The following is a 14,714-nucleotide window of genomic DNA, read 5'->3' as shown; positions in this document are numbered from 1 at the left end:
CAGAGCCTGGTGCTGAATGAGATTTAGGCGATATTTAAGTATTTATGGGTTTGCATCGAAAAACGCCAATTACGGGCAATACACGTTTCGATGCACAGGCGAGTAGCATCTTCTTTCTGGCTGATCGGCTGTAAGGCAATAAGCGGAGTAGGATTTCCATCAAGCATAGTCAATAATTCATCTAATGCTTCAATATCGCGCTGCCGCCCGACAGGGTGCTTAATTTCATCAGCGCGTTTAATCGCATCAGGTAAAACCCGATAGCCTCCGCGCATTTTCACTTTCGGAGAAACCGTCACCCACGTTTTGTCAGAACACTTAATAGCATGTGTACCACTCGTCTCTATCTGACATTGATAGCCTTCACTTTCCAGTGTTTCAGTCAAAGGACGCAAGTCATATAAGCACGGTTCTCCCCCGGTAATGACAATATGCTTCGCACTGTAACCTTGACGAGTGAATATGCTCAGTAATTGTTTTGCACTGGCAGCGCCCCACAAATCGCTCTCTTGCGATTTCAGTAAGATATTTTCCATCGGCTGCTGTTTATCAGCCTCTTTTTCCCATGTATGTTTGGTATCGCACCAACTGCACCCTACAGGACATCCTTGTAATCGAACGAAAACCGAAGGTACACCGGTAAACACGCCTTCTCCCTGTAAAGTTTGGAAGATTTCATTTATTGGGTAAATCATAAAAAAACTCTGGTTTTAATAAACTGCCCGTTATTATTACAGATATCTATCCCGCGAACATCCATCTTTATGGTATTGTACCTGGTTGCTTTTGCTGGCATCTCACGCCAGACAGAGCATCGTATGCCTAAATACTCTCAGGCTGAAAGGATAGATGGGAATAACGAATGCAAAATAATGAAAATCAGCTTAAACAGGGTCTAAGCGTGCGGCACATCCGCTTTATGGCTTTAGGCTCTGCAATAGGTACGGGGCTGTTTTATGGCTCAGCAGCAGCGATACAGCAAGCTGGCCCCGCTGTATTGCTAGCCTATTTACTCGGCGGTGCTGCCGTATTTATCGTGATGAGAGCACTGGGCGAAATGGCCGTCCACCATCCTGTTTCTGGTTCTTTTTCGCAATATGCCAGCCATTATTTGGGGCCTTTGGCCGGTTTTTTAACTGGCTGGATCTACATTCTTGAAATGCTATTTGTTTGCCTGGCTGATATTACCGCATTCGGCACATATATGAAGCTCTGGTTCCCGCATGTTGAACAGTGGATTTGGGTTTTAGGGATTGTCTGTTTTATTGGTGCCTTAAATCTGTGTCACGTAAAAATCTTTGGTGAAATGGAATTCTGGCTTTCAATCATTAAAGTCACTGCCATTATTGCCATGATTATCGGTGGCCTTGCCATTATGTTTTACGGCTTCGGACAAGCAACTGAGCACGCAACTGGCCTGTCCAATTTATGGGAAAATGGCGGTTTTATGCCAAATGGTATCAGTGGCGTGATAGCTTCATTCGCCATTGTTATGTTCGCTTTTGGTGGCATCGAAGTCATTGGTATCACGGCCAGTGAAGCGAAAAATCCAGAAAAAACGATCCCTCAAGCAATTAATGCGGTCCCATTTCGTATCTTGATCTTCTATGTCTTGACTCTATGTATCCTGATGAGCATCTATCCATGGAATCAAATTGGTCAGGATGGCAGCCCATTTGTACAGATTTTTTCTAATTTGGGAATCAATTCAGCGGCAAATATTCTGAATGTGGTCGTGATTACCGCGGCTATTTCCGCTATCAATAGTGATATTTTTGGTGCTGGCAGAATGATGTATGGTATGGCACAGGAAGGACAAGCCCCTAAATCATTCAAAAAATTAACTCGTAATGGCGTGCCATGGATGACGGTTCTTGTCATGACTGCAGTTCTATTACTTGGCGTAGTGCTAAATTATCTGATCCCTGACGAGATCTTCATTCTTATCGCTTCTGTCGCTACATTTGCAACTGTCTGGGTATGGTTGATGATTTTAATCTCGCAGATTGCCATGCGTCGCCAAATGAGTACAGAAGAAGTCAAGACACTGAAATTTCCAATCCCGATGTGGCCTGTCGCTCCTGCAATCACACTCGTCTTCATGGTCAGTATCATCGTATTGCTGGGCTATTTTGAGCAAACAAGAGACGCGCTATATGTTGGTCTAGGTTGGGTATTTATTTTGACTCTAGCCTATTTCTTCGGCGTAAAGAAAAAACGTTCTGCTAATCAGTAAGCGATGAAAGTCTGTCTCAAAAAGCGTCGGTAAGCATCGACGCTTTTTATATTCTTCTCCTGCAAGAACAGTAATCCCATCAATTATCATCACAAAGAAAATTTCACTATCAACGGGTTATGATCAGACGCACCCGTCATGACAACTGCTGCATAGGAAACTTTTAGTTCGCGATAAAAGACAAAATCTAACGGCTTGCCAAAAACAATTGTCCTATGATCGTCATTAAAATGTACTTCTTTCAATTGCATACGGCGAGCAAAACGTTCCAATATTTTTAATCTCTGCCGACTCCATGCATTAAAATCCCCAGCAAAAATAACAGGGCCATTATGTAAGCTGATATGCATACCAATGTTATTGAGTTGTCGACTATAAACATCAACACCAAGGCTAAAGTTAATAGCATGCACGTTTATCACCATTAACTGACGTTGATCTGGCAATGGATAAATTGTAATTAATGACGATTTAGATAATCTAAGTATCGGTTCTTTTTCACGTAGCGGGCAACAATAAACTGGTGAAGACGATGCTAATGTCATCACTCCTGATGGATGTTGAGGAATAGCAAATGCAGGAACCTGATCCGCGACCAAGCCACTGTCTGTAATAAATCTCAATAAGGCTGGCGTCGTTTGTGCTTCTTGCAGTAAGACAAGATCACTTTTCTCAATCAAAGAAGCCAAAACATGTTGCCATGATGGCCGTTGTTGTTTGTAGATATTCCAGATGGCAACAGAAAGCTCATGATTATGCTCAAGAAGCGGTTCTCCTCGTGGTAACGACGCATTCTCAAGTAATTGCTTAGAAGTGGGAAAAACGCGTTCCACAGGCTGTCCAGCAACATATCTCATGGCAAAATTTTTTTGAGCGTAATTTTTTCTCGCCCAGCTTTTTCTTAAATAACTATTCCTGATCAAGTTTCCCCCAACTTACCTCAACACCTTTACTTCCACTAATATGGCATCTTAGTCATTGATTTCAATCGCCAACGCTTAAAAAATCAGCATGATTGTGTAACGATATAATAACAACACAACATATTGGTAAAACAATTATTCATTAAAATTAGTAGCGTGATTTACTTAATATTAAAAAAATAAATATTAATATTTTTGATAAGTATCAAAAAATATTACATTTAAGAAATAAATCTGTCTTAGTTAAAGGTATGTGAGGATATTATTAATTAACATTATTTTTGATAATGTTAATTAATTTATAGGAGCCGTTATTATTCCACTAGACATTAAAATCTCATTGCCTTAATGGAATAAAATACATTGATAAGGATATAAGCAATAAAATAAGTTATAGATTAGACAATAGAAAAAGCCCTGAAAGATATCTTTCAGGGCTTTTTCTAAATACGGTGGCGGTGCGGACGGGACTCGAACCCGCGACCCCCGGCGTGACAGGCCGGTATTCTAACCAACTGAACTACCGCACCACCGAATTTCTTTTTTCTTGCTGCCTTTTGTGCCGGCAACACTTATAAATTGATGTCTGGCAGTGCCCTACTCTCACATGGGGAGACCCCACACTACCATCGGCGCTACGGCGTTTCACTGCTGAGTTCGGCATGGGGTCAGGTGGGACCACCGCGCTATTGCCGCCAGACAAATCCTGTTTTCAATCCCGAACAAGCTGCTTTTCTACGCTGAAACCCGTCTCTCTTTCCACTCCCGAAAACCCCTTCGGTGTTGTCAGGTTAAGCCGCACGGTTCATTAGTACCGGTTAGCTCAACGTCTCGCAACGCTTACACACCCGGCCTATCCACGTCCTCGTCTCGAACGTCCCTTCAGTACCCTCCAGGGGTAAGGGAAGACTCATCTTAAGGCAAGTTTCCCGCTTAGATGCTTTCAGCGGTTATCTCTTCCGCACTTAGCTACCGGGCAGTGCCATTGGCATGACAACCCGAACACCAGTGGTGCGTCCACTCCGGTCCTCTCGTACTAGGAGCAGCCCCTTGCAATCTTCCAACGCCCACGGCAGATAGGGACCGAACTGTCTCACGACGTTCTAAACCCAGCTCGCGTACCACTTTAAATGGCGAACAGCCATACCCTTGGGACCTACTTCAGCCCCAGGATGTGATGAGCCGACATCGAGGTGCCAAACACCGCCGTCGATATGAACTCTTGGGCGGTATCAGCCTGTTATCCCCGGAGTACCTTTTATCCGTTGAGCGATGGCCCTTCCATGCAGAACCACCGGATCACTAAGACCTACTTTCGTACCTGCTCGAGCCGTCACTCTCGCAGTCAAGCTAGCTTATGCCTTTGCACTAACCTCACGATGTCCGACCGTGATTAGCTAACCTTCGTGCTCCTCCGTTACACTTTGGGAGGAGACCGCCCCAGTCAAACTACCCACCAGACACTGTCCGCAACCCGGATAACGGGCCGGCGTTAGAACATCAAACATTCAAGGGTGGTATTTCAAGGATGGCTCCATGCAGACTGGCGTCCACACTTCCAAGCCTCCCACCTATCCTACACATCAAGGCTCCATGTTCAGTGTCAAGCTATAGTAAAGGTTCACGGGGTCTTTCCGTCTTGCCGCGGGTACACTGCATCTTCACAGCGAGTTCAATTTCACTGAGTCTCGGGTGGAGACAGCCTGGCCATCATTACGCCATTCGTGCAGGTCGGAACTTACCCGACAAGGAATTTCGCTACCTTAGGACCGTTATAGTTACGGCCGCCGTTTACTGGGGCTTCATCAAGAGCTTCTCGCCGAGGCGATAACCCCATCAATTAACCTTCCAGCACCGGGCAGGCGTCACACCGTATACGTCCACTTTCGTGTTTGCACAGTGCTGTGTTTTTATTAAACAGTTGCAGCCAGCTGGTATCTGCGACTGGCCTCGGCTCCGGACGCACGTTCCTTCACCTAACGCCAGCGTGCCTTCTCCCGAAGTTACGGCACCATTTTGCCTAGTTCCTTCACCCGAGTTCTCTCAAGCGCCTGAGTATTCTCTACCTGACCACCTGTGTCGGTTTGGGGTACGATGGACCCGAATCTGGAGCTTAGGGGCTTTTCCTGGAAGCGGGGCATCAGCAACTTCAGCACCGTGGTGCCTCGTCATCGTGCCTCAGTGTCATGGCCAACCGGATTTGCCAAGTTAGCCCACCTACACACTTAAACCGGGACGACCGTCGCCCGGCTTGCCTAGCCTTCTCCGTCCCCCCATCGCAATTCGGGCCCGTACAGGAATATTAACCTGTTTCCCATCGACTACGCTTTTCAGCCTCGCCTTAGGGGTCGACTCACCCTGCCCCGATTAACGTTGGACAGGAACCCTTGGTCTTCCGGCGAGCGGGTTTTTCACCCGCTTTATCGTTACTTATGTCAGCATTCGCACTTCTGATACCTCCAGCCCACCTCACAGTGGACCTTCAACGGCTTACAGAACGCTCCCCTACCCAACGACACTAACGTGTCGCTGCCGCAGCTTCGGTGCATGGTTTAGCCCCGTTACATCTTCCGCGCAGGCCGACTCGACCAGTGAGCTATTACGCTTTCTTTAAATGATGGCTGCTTCTAAGCCAACATCCTGGCTGTCTGAGCCTTCCCACTTCGTTTCCCACTTAACCATGACTTGGGGACCTTAGCTGGCGGTCTGGGTTGTTTCCCTCTTCACGACGGACGTTAGCACCCGCCGTGTGTCTCCCGTGATAACATTCTTCGGTATTCGCAGTTTGCATCGGGTTGGTAAGTCGGGATGACCCCCTAGCCGAAACAGTGCTCTACCCCCGAAGATGAGTTCACGAGGCGCTACCTAAATAGCTTTCGGGGAGAACCAGCTATCTCCCGGTTTGATTGGCCTTTCACCCCCAGCCACAAGTCATCCGCTAATTTTTCAACATTAGTCGGTTCGGTCCTCCAGTTAGTGTTACCCAACCTTCAACCTGCCCATGGCTAGATCACCGGGTTTCGGGTCTATACCCTGCAACTTAACGCCCAGTTAAGACTCGGTTTCCCTGCGGCTCCCCTATGCGGTTAACCTTGCTACAGAATATAAGTCGCTGACCCATTATACAAAAGGTACGCAGTCACCCTGATAAATCAAGGCTCCCACTGCTTGTACGTACACGGTTTCAGGTTCTTTTTCACTCCCCTCGCCGGGGTTCTTTTCGCCTTTCCCTCACGGTACTGGTTCACTATCGGTCAGTCAGGAGTATTTAGCCTTGGAGGATGGTCCCCCCACATTCAGACAGGATAACACGTGTCCCGCCCTACTCATCGAACTCACAGCCTGTGTCTCTTCGTGTACGGGACTATCACCCTTTACTGTGCGCCTTTCCAGGCGCTTCCACTGACACACACACTGATGCTGGTTCTGGGCTCCTCCCCGTTCGCTCGCCGCTACTGGGGGAATCTCGGTTGATTTCTTTTCCTCGGGGTACTGAGATGTTTCAGTTCCCCCGGTTCGCCTCATTAACCTATGGATTCAGTTAATGATGGTGCAACGGATTGCACCGGGTTTCCCCATTCGGACATCGCCGGCTGATAGCGCTTCATATCAGCTCACCGGCGCTTTTCGCAGATTAGCACGTCCTTCATCGCCTCTGACTGCCTAGGCATCCACCGTGTACGCTTAGTCGCTTAACCTCACAACCCGAAGAAGTCTTCCGGTCGGAGTGTTGAGAGTTTCACCAATGTTATCATTCCATAACATTGACGGTTTCAAATTTTCAGCTTGTTCCAGATTGTTAAAGAGCAATGATTTCACAACACACCGCGTTTGATGCGTTCTGAAATCATTAAAGTCAAGAAGAGTCATGGTGGAGCTAAGCGGGATCGAACCGCTGACCTCCTGCGTGCAAGGCAGGCGCTCTCCCAGCTGAGCTATAGCCCCATGTCACCGGACAGAAAAATTGGTAGGCCTGAGTGGACTTGAACCACCGACCTCACCCTTATCAGGGGTGCGCTCTAACCACCTGAGCTACAAGCCTATTTCGTTTCCGTCTCTTCTTTTATCAGACAATCTGTGTGGGCACTGCACAATCACTATCGTTTGGGTAAGGAGGTGATCCAACCGCAGGTTCCCCTACGGTTACCTTGTTACGACTTCACCCCAGTCATGAATCACAAAGTGGTCAAGCGCCCTCCAAAAGGTTAAGCTACCTGCTTCTTTTGCAACCCACTCCCATGGTGTGACGGGCGGTGTGTACAAGGCCCGGGAACGTATTCACCGCAGCATGCTGATCTGCGATTACTAGCGATTCCGACTTCATGGAGTCGAGTTGCAGACTCCAATCCGGACTACGACAGACTTTATGAGGTCCGCTTGCTCTCGCGAGGTCGCTTCTCTTTGTATCTGCCATTGTAGCACGTGTGTAGCCCTACTCGTAAGGGCCATGATGACTTGACGTCATCCCCACCTTCCTCCGGTTTATCACCGGCAGTCTCCCTTGAGTTCCCACCCGAAGTGCTGGCAACAAAGGATAAGGGTTGCGCTCGTTGCGGGACTTAACCCAACATTTCACAACACGAGCTGACGACAGCCATGCAGCACCTGTCTCACGGTGCCCGAAGGCACTTCCGCATCTCTGCAGAATTCCGTGGATGTCAAGAGTAGGTAAGGTTCTTCGCGTTGCATCGAATTAAACCACATGCTCCACCGCTTGTGCGGGCCCCCGTCAATTCATTTGAGTTTTAATCTTGCGACCGTACTCCCCAGGCGGTCGATTTAACGCGTTAGCTCCGGAAGCCACAGCTCAAGGCCACAACCTCCAAATCGACATCGTTTACAGCGTGGACTACCAGGGTATCTAATCCTGTTTGCTCCCCACGCTTTCGCACCTGAGCGTCAGTCTTCGTCCAGGGGGCCGCCTTCGCCACCGGTATTCCTCCACATCTCTACGCATTTCACCGCTACACGTGGAATTCTACCCCCCTCTACGAGACTCTAGCCAACCAGTCTTAGATGCCATTCCCAGGTTAAGCCCGGGGATTTCACATCTAACTTAATTGACCGCCTGCGTGCGCTTTACGCCCAGTAATTCCGATTAACGCTTGCACCCTCCGTATTACCGCGGCTGCTGGCACGGAGTTAGCCGGTGCTTCTTCTGTGGGTAACGTCAATCACAAGGTGTATTCGACCTTGTGCCTTCCTCCCCACTGAAAGTACTTTACAACCCGAAGGCCTTCTTCATACACGCGGCATGGCTGCATCAGGCTTGCGCCCATTGTGCAATATTCCCCACTGCTGCCTCCCGTAGGAGTCTGGGCCGTGTCTCAGTCCCAGTGTGGCTGGTCATCCTCTCAGACCAGCTAGGGATCGTCGCCTAGGTGGGCCATTACCCCACCTACTAGCTAATCCCATCTGGGTTCATCCGAAGGCGTGAGGCCCGAAGGTCCCCCACTTTGCTCCTTAGAGATTATGCGGTATTAGCCACCGTTTCCAGTGGTTATCCCCCGCCCTCGGGCAGATCCCCAGACATTACTCACCCGTCCGCCGCTCGCCGGCAGGAAAGCAAGCTCTCCCCCGCTGCCGCTCGACTTGCATGTGTTAGGCCTGCCGCCAGCGTTCAATCTGAGCCATGATCAAACTCTTCAATTAAAAGTTTGATGCTCAAAGAATTTCACTGTTAGTTCATAATGAATTAACTGCTTAGTCACTCTTTAAGACTTGAATCTTTTTTGCCTTGCGGCGATTCGATAGTCTCTTGCGAGTGCCCACACAGATTGTCTGATTAACTTGTTAAAGAGCGTTGGCAACCGGAAGCGTCTTCCGGGTTGCGAGGCTGCGTATCTTACGCTTTCCTCTTACCGTGTCAAGCCTTATTTCCCAGGGCTTTTCACGTTGTCATCCCGACCGGTTTGTGTGTTTGTCGTGACAACGGAAGCGCATTATAGGGAGTTTTACGGCGCTGACAATAGTTTTTTTTAAATTTCTGTCTGTTCGTGGTTTTTTTCCTCAAAACGAGGCAATAACCAGCAGAAAGGCTGTTTTTAAGACGTTTTATCACACGTTATTTGCAAAAATTTCTCAGAAAAATGATCTACCTGTTCCCAATCGGTGTATTCGACTTCTTTCGTCGTATCTGTTTCTCCTCCGGTCATTCGCATAATGAACTGGATCATGATGCGATCCAACCAACGATAACGTGGATAAAGTAGCGCTCCCGCAAAAACTCCGCATAAATCAGGTTGCCACGGACTTTTTATTAAAAACTTACGTACATAAGCGTTCGTTTCTGGCGTTCTTTTTTCTGGCTTTCTCGCCGTTAAATTGACGCCAAAGAAAGCTGCTGGCATTTGGTTCAATTGTTGTTGATGGCGAATGACAAAATCATGCAATACAGAATTGAAACGGCCATAACGTATCGACGCACCTACCATTACTTTTTGGTAAGGCGTCAAATTGACTTGTTTCACGGTAGAAAGATCTCTTAATTCACACTTAATACCAGCACGACGAAGGTTCTCTGCGATACGGGTAATAATTTTTTTAGTCTGTCCATCTTGGGTAGAATAAAGCAACAAATAACTCATAGATACGCCCTTATTAAACAGAGAATCACATATAAAAATTCAATCGTTCACTATTCACGCCAAAAAGTCGGTGTAAACAACACCAATAATGTGAACACTTCCAAACGTCCAAATAACATAGTGACAACCAATATCCATTTAGCCGCCGGATTCATGGTTGTAAAGTTATCAGCAACCACCCCCAAACCGGGTCCCAGGTTATTCAATGTTGCGGCGATAGCGGAAAAAGCAGAAAATTCGTCAACACCTGTTGCGATCAATAACAACATACTGACAACGAAAACCAGTGCATAAGCAGAGAAAAAACCCCAGACTGCTTCAATAATTCGTTCCGGCAATGCTCGCCGTCCCAATTTAATGGTATACACTGCATTCGGGTGCACTAATCGCTTTAATTCACGCGATCCTTGCAAGAATAGCAACAAAATACGGATAACTTTGAGGCCACCTCCCGTTGAACCCGCACATCCCCCTATAAATGCAGAACATAACAGCAGAAAAGGCAGAAAAAGAGGCCAATTGGCAAAAGAGTCCGTTGTAAATCCGGCTGTTGTCGCCATGGAGACAACTTGAAAAAAAGCGTGATTCAACGCTTCCCATTCTGATTCATAAACGGAATGTTGCCATAATATCAGCATACAGATTGCCAATAGTGCCAACTGGATAGTAATGAACATCCGAAACTCTGGATCACGCCAATACACGTTCAAGCTTCGTCCAGAAAGAACCGCGAAATGCAAACCAAAATTACAGCCCGAAATCAATAAGAAAATGGCAATAATCGTGTTGATGGCTGGGCTATTGAAAAAACCGATGCTGGCATCATGGGTAGAAAATCCACCAATAGCGATGGTAGAAAAGCTATGAGAAATCGCATCGAACACCGGCATCCCCGCAGCCCACAATGCCAGGGCACAGGCAATGGTCAACAAAACATAAATCAGCCAAAGCGTTTTTGCCGTTTCTGCAATACGAGGACGCATTTTATTGTCTTTTAACGGCCCTGGCATTTCTGCACGATAAAGCTGCATTCCCCCCACACCAAGCAGAGGTAAGATCGCCACAGCCAAAACGATAATCCCCATCCCCCCCAACCATTGCAACATTTGTCGGTAGAACAAAATAGCTTTGGGAAGGGAGTCGAGACCAACAAGCGTCGTCGCGCCAGTGGTCGTTAAGCCAGAAAATGATTCAAAAAAGGCATCTGTGACTGAAAGATTGGGTTTTTCAGAGAAAATGAATGGCAATGCACCCACACTTCCCAACACAGTCCAGAATAGGACAACAATCAAAAAGCCCTCTTTCGGCTTAAGCTCAGATTTTTGTTCGCGATTAGGTACCCACAATATTAAACCAATGACGAGAGCAAAGATGAATGTCTGGCTAAATGCCCTGCCTGCGCCATCGCGATAGATCAATGCGACCAGCCCCGGAATAATCATTGTGACAGAAAAAAGAATGACAAGTAGTCCAACAATACGGGTTATGGCGCGAAAATGCATTCGGCTGGTTCCTTAGAAATCCGATATGAAGAATAGTTATGATTTTGGTATTAAAAACAAAGCCCCACGGCTCAAGTCCCGTAATTTATCACCTATCTCACCAACAAGGGTAGCTGGCAGCGAGACTTGCAACGTGACATTTTCAGCATAATCACTGGCGATCACCTGCCCAGAAAATTGGTGTAGCAACTGTTCTACCATTGAAATATGCGAATATTCACACTGTAACTGGTATAACTTCTGCGGTACTTTGTATTCGGTTTGCAACAGCTTCAGAGCTTGTTGTACCCCATTGCCGTAGGCTTTGACCAAACCACCCGTACCAAGTTTTATGCCACCAAAATAGCGAACAGATATAGCGGTAATTTCCCCCAGACCACTTCCGATTAACTGGGCAATCATCGGCTTGCCAGCGGTTCCGGTAGGTTCGCCATCATCAGAAAACCCTAACTGTTGGGAATCATCCGGCGCTCCTGCCACAAAAGCCCAACAATGATGCCGAGCATCAGGATATTGCTCTTTAATACTTTGGATAAATAACTTAGCCTCATCCACCCCGCTGGTATGCTCCAGCAGGGTAATGAAACGACTCTTTTTTATTTCTTCAGTAAAGCTGACTGAAGCCGCAGGAATTAAATAAGGCTTCATTACGATAATTGTAATTCTCTGGTCATATTTTCAATTTTTCCATCGTGAATAACGATGTTATCTTCAATACGAATACCACCATAAAGTTTCAACATTTCAATTTTTTTCCAATCAAAATGTTGACGATATTCGCTTTCACGCCACTGCGCTAATAATGTTTCAATGAAATAGATCCCAGGCTCAATGGTCAAAACCATTCTTGGCTCCAGAATACGGGTGCAGCGCAAATAAGGATGCTTCTCCGGTGCTGCCAGATGAGTTCCGCCATCATCTTGCATAAACCCAGCTGCATCATGCACTTGCAAACCTAAAGGATGGCCGAGTCCATGTGGGAAAAATGGCGTCGTCAATCCTGTCCCAACCATACCTTCTTCACTGATCCCATGAACAATATCATGTTTTTTCAGTATCCTGGCTATACGTTGATGCATATTAATATGGTAGTCGGTATATCGAACTCCCGTTTTAATTGTACCAATGAGCGCCTGTTGTTCTTCATTCAAATCCTTTATCAGTGAAGCGAAATCGTTATGAGATTTTGCTGCGTAGGTTCTGGTGATATCCGCGGCATAACCATGATATTCCGCTCCCGCATCAATCAAGAAACTGCGTATTTCCGCAGGAACCCTCTGCTGTAATTTGTTGTAGTGCAAAACAGCCGTATTTTCATTCAGGGCAACAATATTATCATAAGGAACATCGGTATCACGGTGCCCTGTTGCCATCAGATAGAACATATTGATTTCGAATTCGCTCACACCAGACAAAAATGCATCATAGGCTGCCAGATGACCATTAACGGCGGTTTTCTGGGCCTCACGCATACAAGCCAATTCATAATCTGTTTTATATGAACGGTGATAATGCAAGTAGTCCAAGACAGCTTTTGGGTTGATATTGTGCTCAAGAATACCCAAGGATTTAGCACGCTCCGTTTGTTCACCAATATAAGCAGTGTTCTGTTTTGATAATCCATTCAGTTTAATACTGATATCTTCAGCTTTTGCCAAATGAATCATTTCTATGACTTCAGTCCAATAGCCACTAGGTAGTGGCTCTACGCTGTGCCAATAGTCTACTGGTGAATAAAACCAGAGCTTAGGTTTATTGACACCATCAATCCACAACCAGCAATTAGGCACTTTGGTCACAGGTACCCAAGCCTTAAAGTGTGCATTTACCTTAAACGGATAATGGCTGTCATCCAGAAAAACCCGTAATGATTCGCCTGAATGAATAAGCAAGGCGTCAAACTGAGTTCGTTCTAAGATTTCTCGGGCACGTTTTTGTAAGGTTTTAATATGTTCTTGGTACAGAGATGCCAACTTTTCCATCTTAATTAGCCTTTTGATTTTTTGGCAGGAGCTTAAATATTACCACAATTCATTATCGTCGGAGCTATCACGCAAAAAACGCATTCTCTACAACTAAACTAATATAGTTATATTTTTCAAAGCATTAACAAAATACATTGTTCTCTGCCATAAATCTTACCTGTGATCCGCCCTACAAAAAATTAATCATCAGTTTGCATTAAATTAACACAGTAATCACAATCAACCACATCTGGTCATACCAGATGGTATGCACTCATTGAGGAGAATGACATGCTCTACCTAAGTGAAACTATTCAAGTAAAATGGCTAAAAGATGGCATTGCTGAACTCATTTTCAATGCACCGGCTGCAATTAATAAATTAGACACAAAAACGGTCACTTCACTGGATAAAGCCGTTGCGACCCTTGAGCAAGAGACTAAACTAAAAGGGTTACTGCTACGCTCTGAAAAACAAGCTTTTATTGTTGGTGCTGATATCACAGAATTTTTATCGCTATTCAGTGCACCTGCAGAAAAACTGCACGAATTACTGAATCTCGCTAACAATATCTTTAACCGTATAGAAGATCTTCCGGTTCCGACTATCTCGGCTATCAATGGCTATGCCCTTGGCGGTGGCTGTGAATTGGTACTTTCAACAGATTTTCGTATCGCATCCCCCGATCTTCGCATTGGATTACCAGAAACTAAATTGGGCATTATGCCAGGATTTGGGGGTTCTGTTCGCCTGCCACGCTTGATTGGCACAGATAATGCTCTCGAAATCATCTCCGCAGGAAAAGATATTGGTGCTGAAGAAGCGCTGAAAAATGGCTTGATCGATGCCGTCGTTTCTGCTGAAAAACTGGTTGATTCTGCCGTTTCAGTTCTGGAACAAGCCATTCGAGGAGATTTAGATTGGCAAGCCGCCCGTCAGCCTAAATTGTTGCCTCTGACTCTCAATGAGATCGAACGTACCATGAGTTTCACCGTAGCAAAAGGTATGGTAATGAAGGTTGCTGGCCCGCATTATCCAGCACCAATCACAGCGGTAAAAACCATTGAAAAAGCCGCTACACTCGGTCGCGATGAAGCCTTAAAACTGGAATCAGCCAGTTTTGTATCATTAGCGCACACCTCTGTCGCTCGTGCGTTAGTCGGCATCTTCCTGAATGAACAGTATGTTAAAGGGCTAGCGAAGAAACACCTACAAACCGTTACAACCCCTGAACATGCGACTGTACTGGGTGCTGGTATCATGGGGGAGGGATTGCCTATCAATCAGCGCGCAAGGGTATTCCTGTCTTGATGAAAGATATTAATCAAAAAGCGCTGGATTTAGGTATCAATGAAGCGGCCAAGTTGCTGAATAAACAGTTTGAACGGGGACGTTTAGATGCCATGAAGATGGCCAAAATTCTGGCATCCATCCAACCAACCCTGAATTATACGGGTATTGAACAATCCCAAATTGTTGTTGAAGCTGTAGTTGAAAATCCT

General features: G+C 46.2%; 7 protein-coding genes, 3 tRNA genes, 3 rRNA genes and 1 pseudogene. 2 read left to right on the top strand and 12 right to left on the bottom strand.

The features are described from left to right. Nucleotides 1-23: 23 nt before the first annotated feature. Complete coding sequence (gene queE, locus AAC853_RS10350) at nt 24-695, bottom strand: 7-carboxy-7-deazaguanine synthase QueE (protein ID WP_338884558.1); 672 nt, start codon at nt 693-695, stop codon at nt 24-26. A 167-nt stretch (nt 696-862) separates the two neighbouring features. On the opposite strand from queE, the gene AAC853_RS10345 reads away from it, so the two are divergent. Beyond that, on the top strand, nt 863-2,236 hold the full coding sequence (locus AAC853_RS10345) for an amino acid permease (protein ID WP_338884556.1): 1,374 nt from the start codon (nt 863-865) through the stop codon (nt 2,234-2,236). A gap of 89 nt (nt 2,237-2,325) precedes the next feature. Here AAC853_RS10345 and AAC853_RS10340 read toward each other — a convergent pair whose 3' ends face one another. The 11 genes from AAC853_RS10340 to pepQ form a co-directional block, all read right to left on the bottom strand. Beyond that, entirely contained in the window at nt 2,326-3,156 is an 831-nt protein-coding gene (locus AAC853_RS10340; RefSeq protein ID WP_340614836.1) for an endonuclease/exonuclease/phosphatase family protein, read from the bottom strand. A 456-nt stretch (nt 3,157-3,612) separates the two neighbouring features. Then, nucleotides 3,613-3,689: transfer RNA gene (locus tag AAC853_RS10335), tRNA-Asp, on the bottom strand. Nucleotides 3,690-3,743: 54 nt separating this feature from the next. Continuing rightward, nucleotides 3,744-3,859: ribosomal RNA gene (gene rrf / locus AAC853_RS10330) — 5S ribosomal RNA — on the bottom strand. Nucleotides 3,860-3,946: 87 nt separating this feature from the next. Continuing rightward, nucleotides 3,947-6,857 (bottom strand): 23S ribosomal RNA (locus AAC853_RS10325). Between the two features lie 171 nt (nt 6,858-7,028). After that, a tRNA-Ala gene (locus tag AAC853_RS10320) sits at nt 7,029-7,104 on the bottom strand. Nucleotides 7,105-7,124: 20 nt separating this feature from the next. Further along, nucleotides 7,125-7,201: transfer RNA gene (locus AAC853_RS10315), tRNA-Ile, on the bottom strand. Between the two features lie 67 nt (nt 7,202-7,268). Beyond that, nucleotides 7,269-8,811 (bottom strand): 16S ribosomal RNA (locus AAC853_RS10310). Together the 16S, 23S and 5S rRNA genes with 3 tRNA genes alongside form the textbook arrangement of a ribosomal RNA operon. Nucleotides 8,812-9,203: 392 nt before the next feature. Next, on the bottom strand, nt 9,204-9,746 hold the full coding sequence (gene hemG / locus AAC853_RS10305) for a menaquinone-dependent protoporphyrinogen IX dehydrogenase (protein WP_273571134.1): 543 nt from the start codon (nt 9,744-9,746) through the stop codon (nt 9,204-9,206). A 50-nt stretch (nt 9,747-9,796) separates the two neighbouring features. After that, nucleotides 9,797-11,248, bottom strand: a complete 1,452-nt coding sequence (gene trkH / locus AAC853_RS10300; protein WP_189759032.1) for a Trk system potassium transporter TrkH — start codon at nt 11,246-11,248, stop codon at nt 9,797-9,799. A gap of 36 nt (nt 11,249-11,284) precedes the next feature. Next, a complete protein-coding gene (locus AAC853_RS10295) occupies nt 11,285-11,896 on the bottom strand; it encodes an IMPACT family protein (RefSeq protein ID WP_340614522.1) in 612 nt (203 codons plus the stop codon). After that, nucleotides 11,896-13,230: a Xaa-Pro dipeptidase gene (pepQ, locus tag AAC853_RS10290; RefSeq protein WP_340614521.1), complete on the bottom strand. Its 1,335-nt coding sequence runs from the start codon at nt 13,228-13,230 to the stop codon at nt 11,896-11,898. The genes AAC853_RS10295 and pepQ overlap by 1 nt, the downstream gene beginning before the upstream one ends. A 273-nt stretch (nt 13,231-13,503) precedes the next feature. On the opposite strand from pepQ, the pseudogene AAC853_RS10285 reads away from it, so the two are divergent. Next, nucleotides 13,504-14,714: pseudogene (locus AAC853_RS10285) on the top strand (enoyl-CoA hydratase-related protein); the annotation flags it as partial.

The organism is Xenorhabdus thailandensis (genome assembly GCF_037996785.1).
GTDB classification, from domain to species: domain Bacteria; phylum Pseudomonadota; class Gammaproteobacteria; order Enterobacterales; family Enterobacteriaceae; genus Xenorhabdus; species Xenorhabdus griffiniae.
This window is presented reverse-complemented; position numbering and strand designations above follow the sequence as displayed.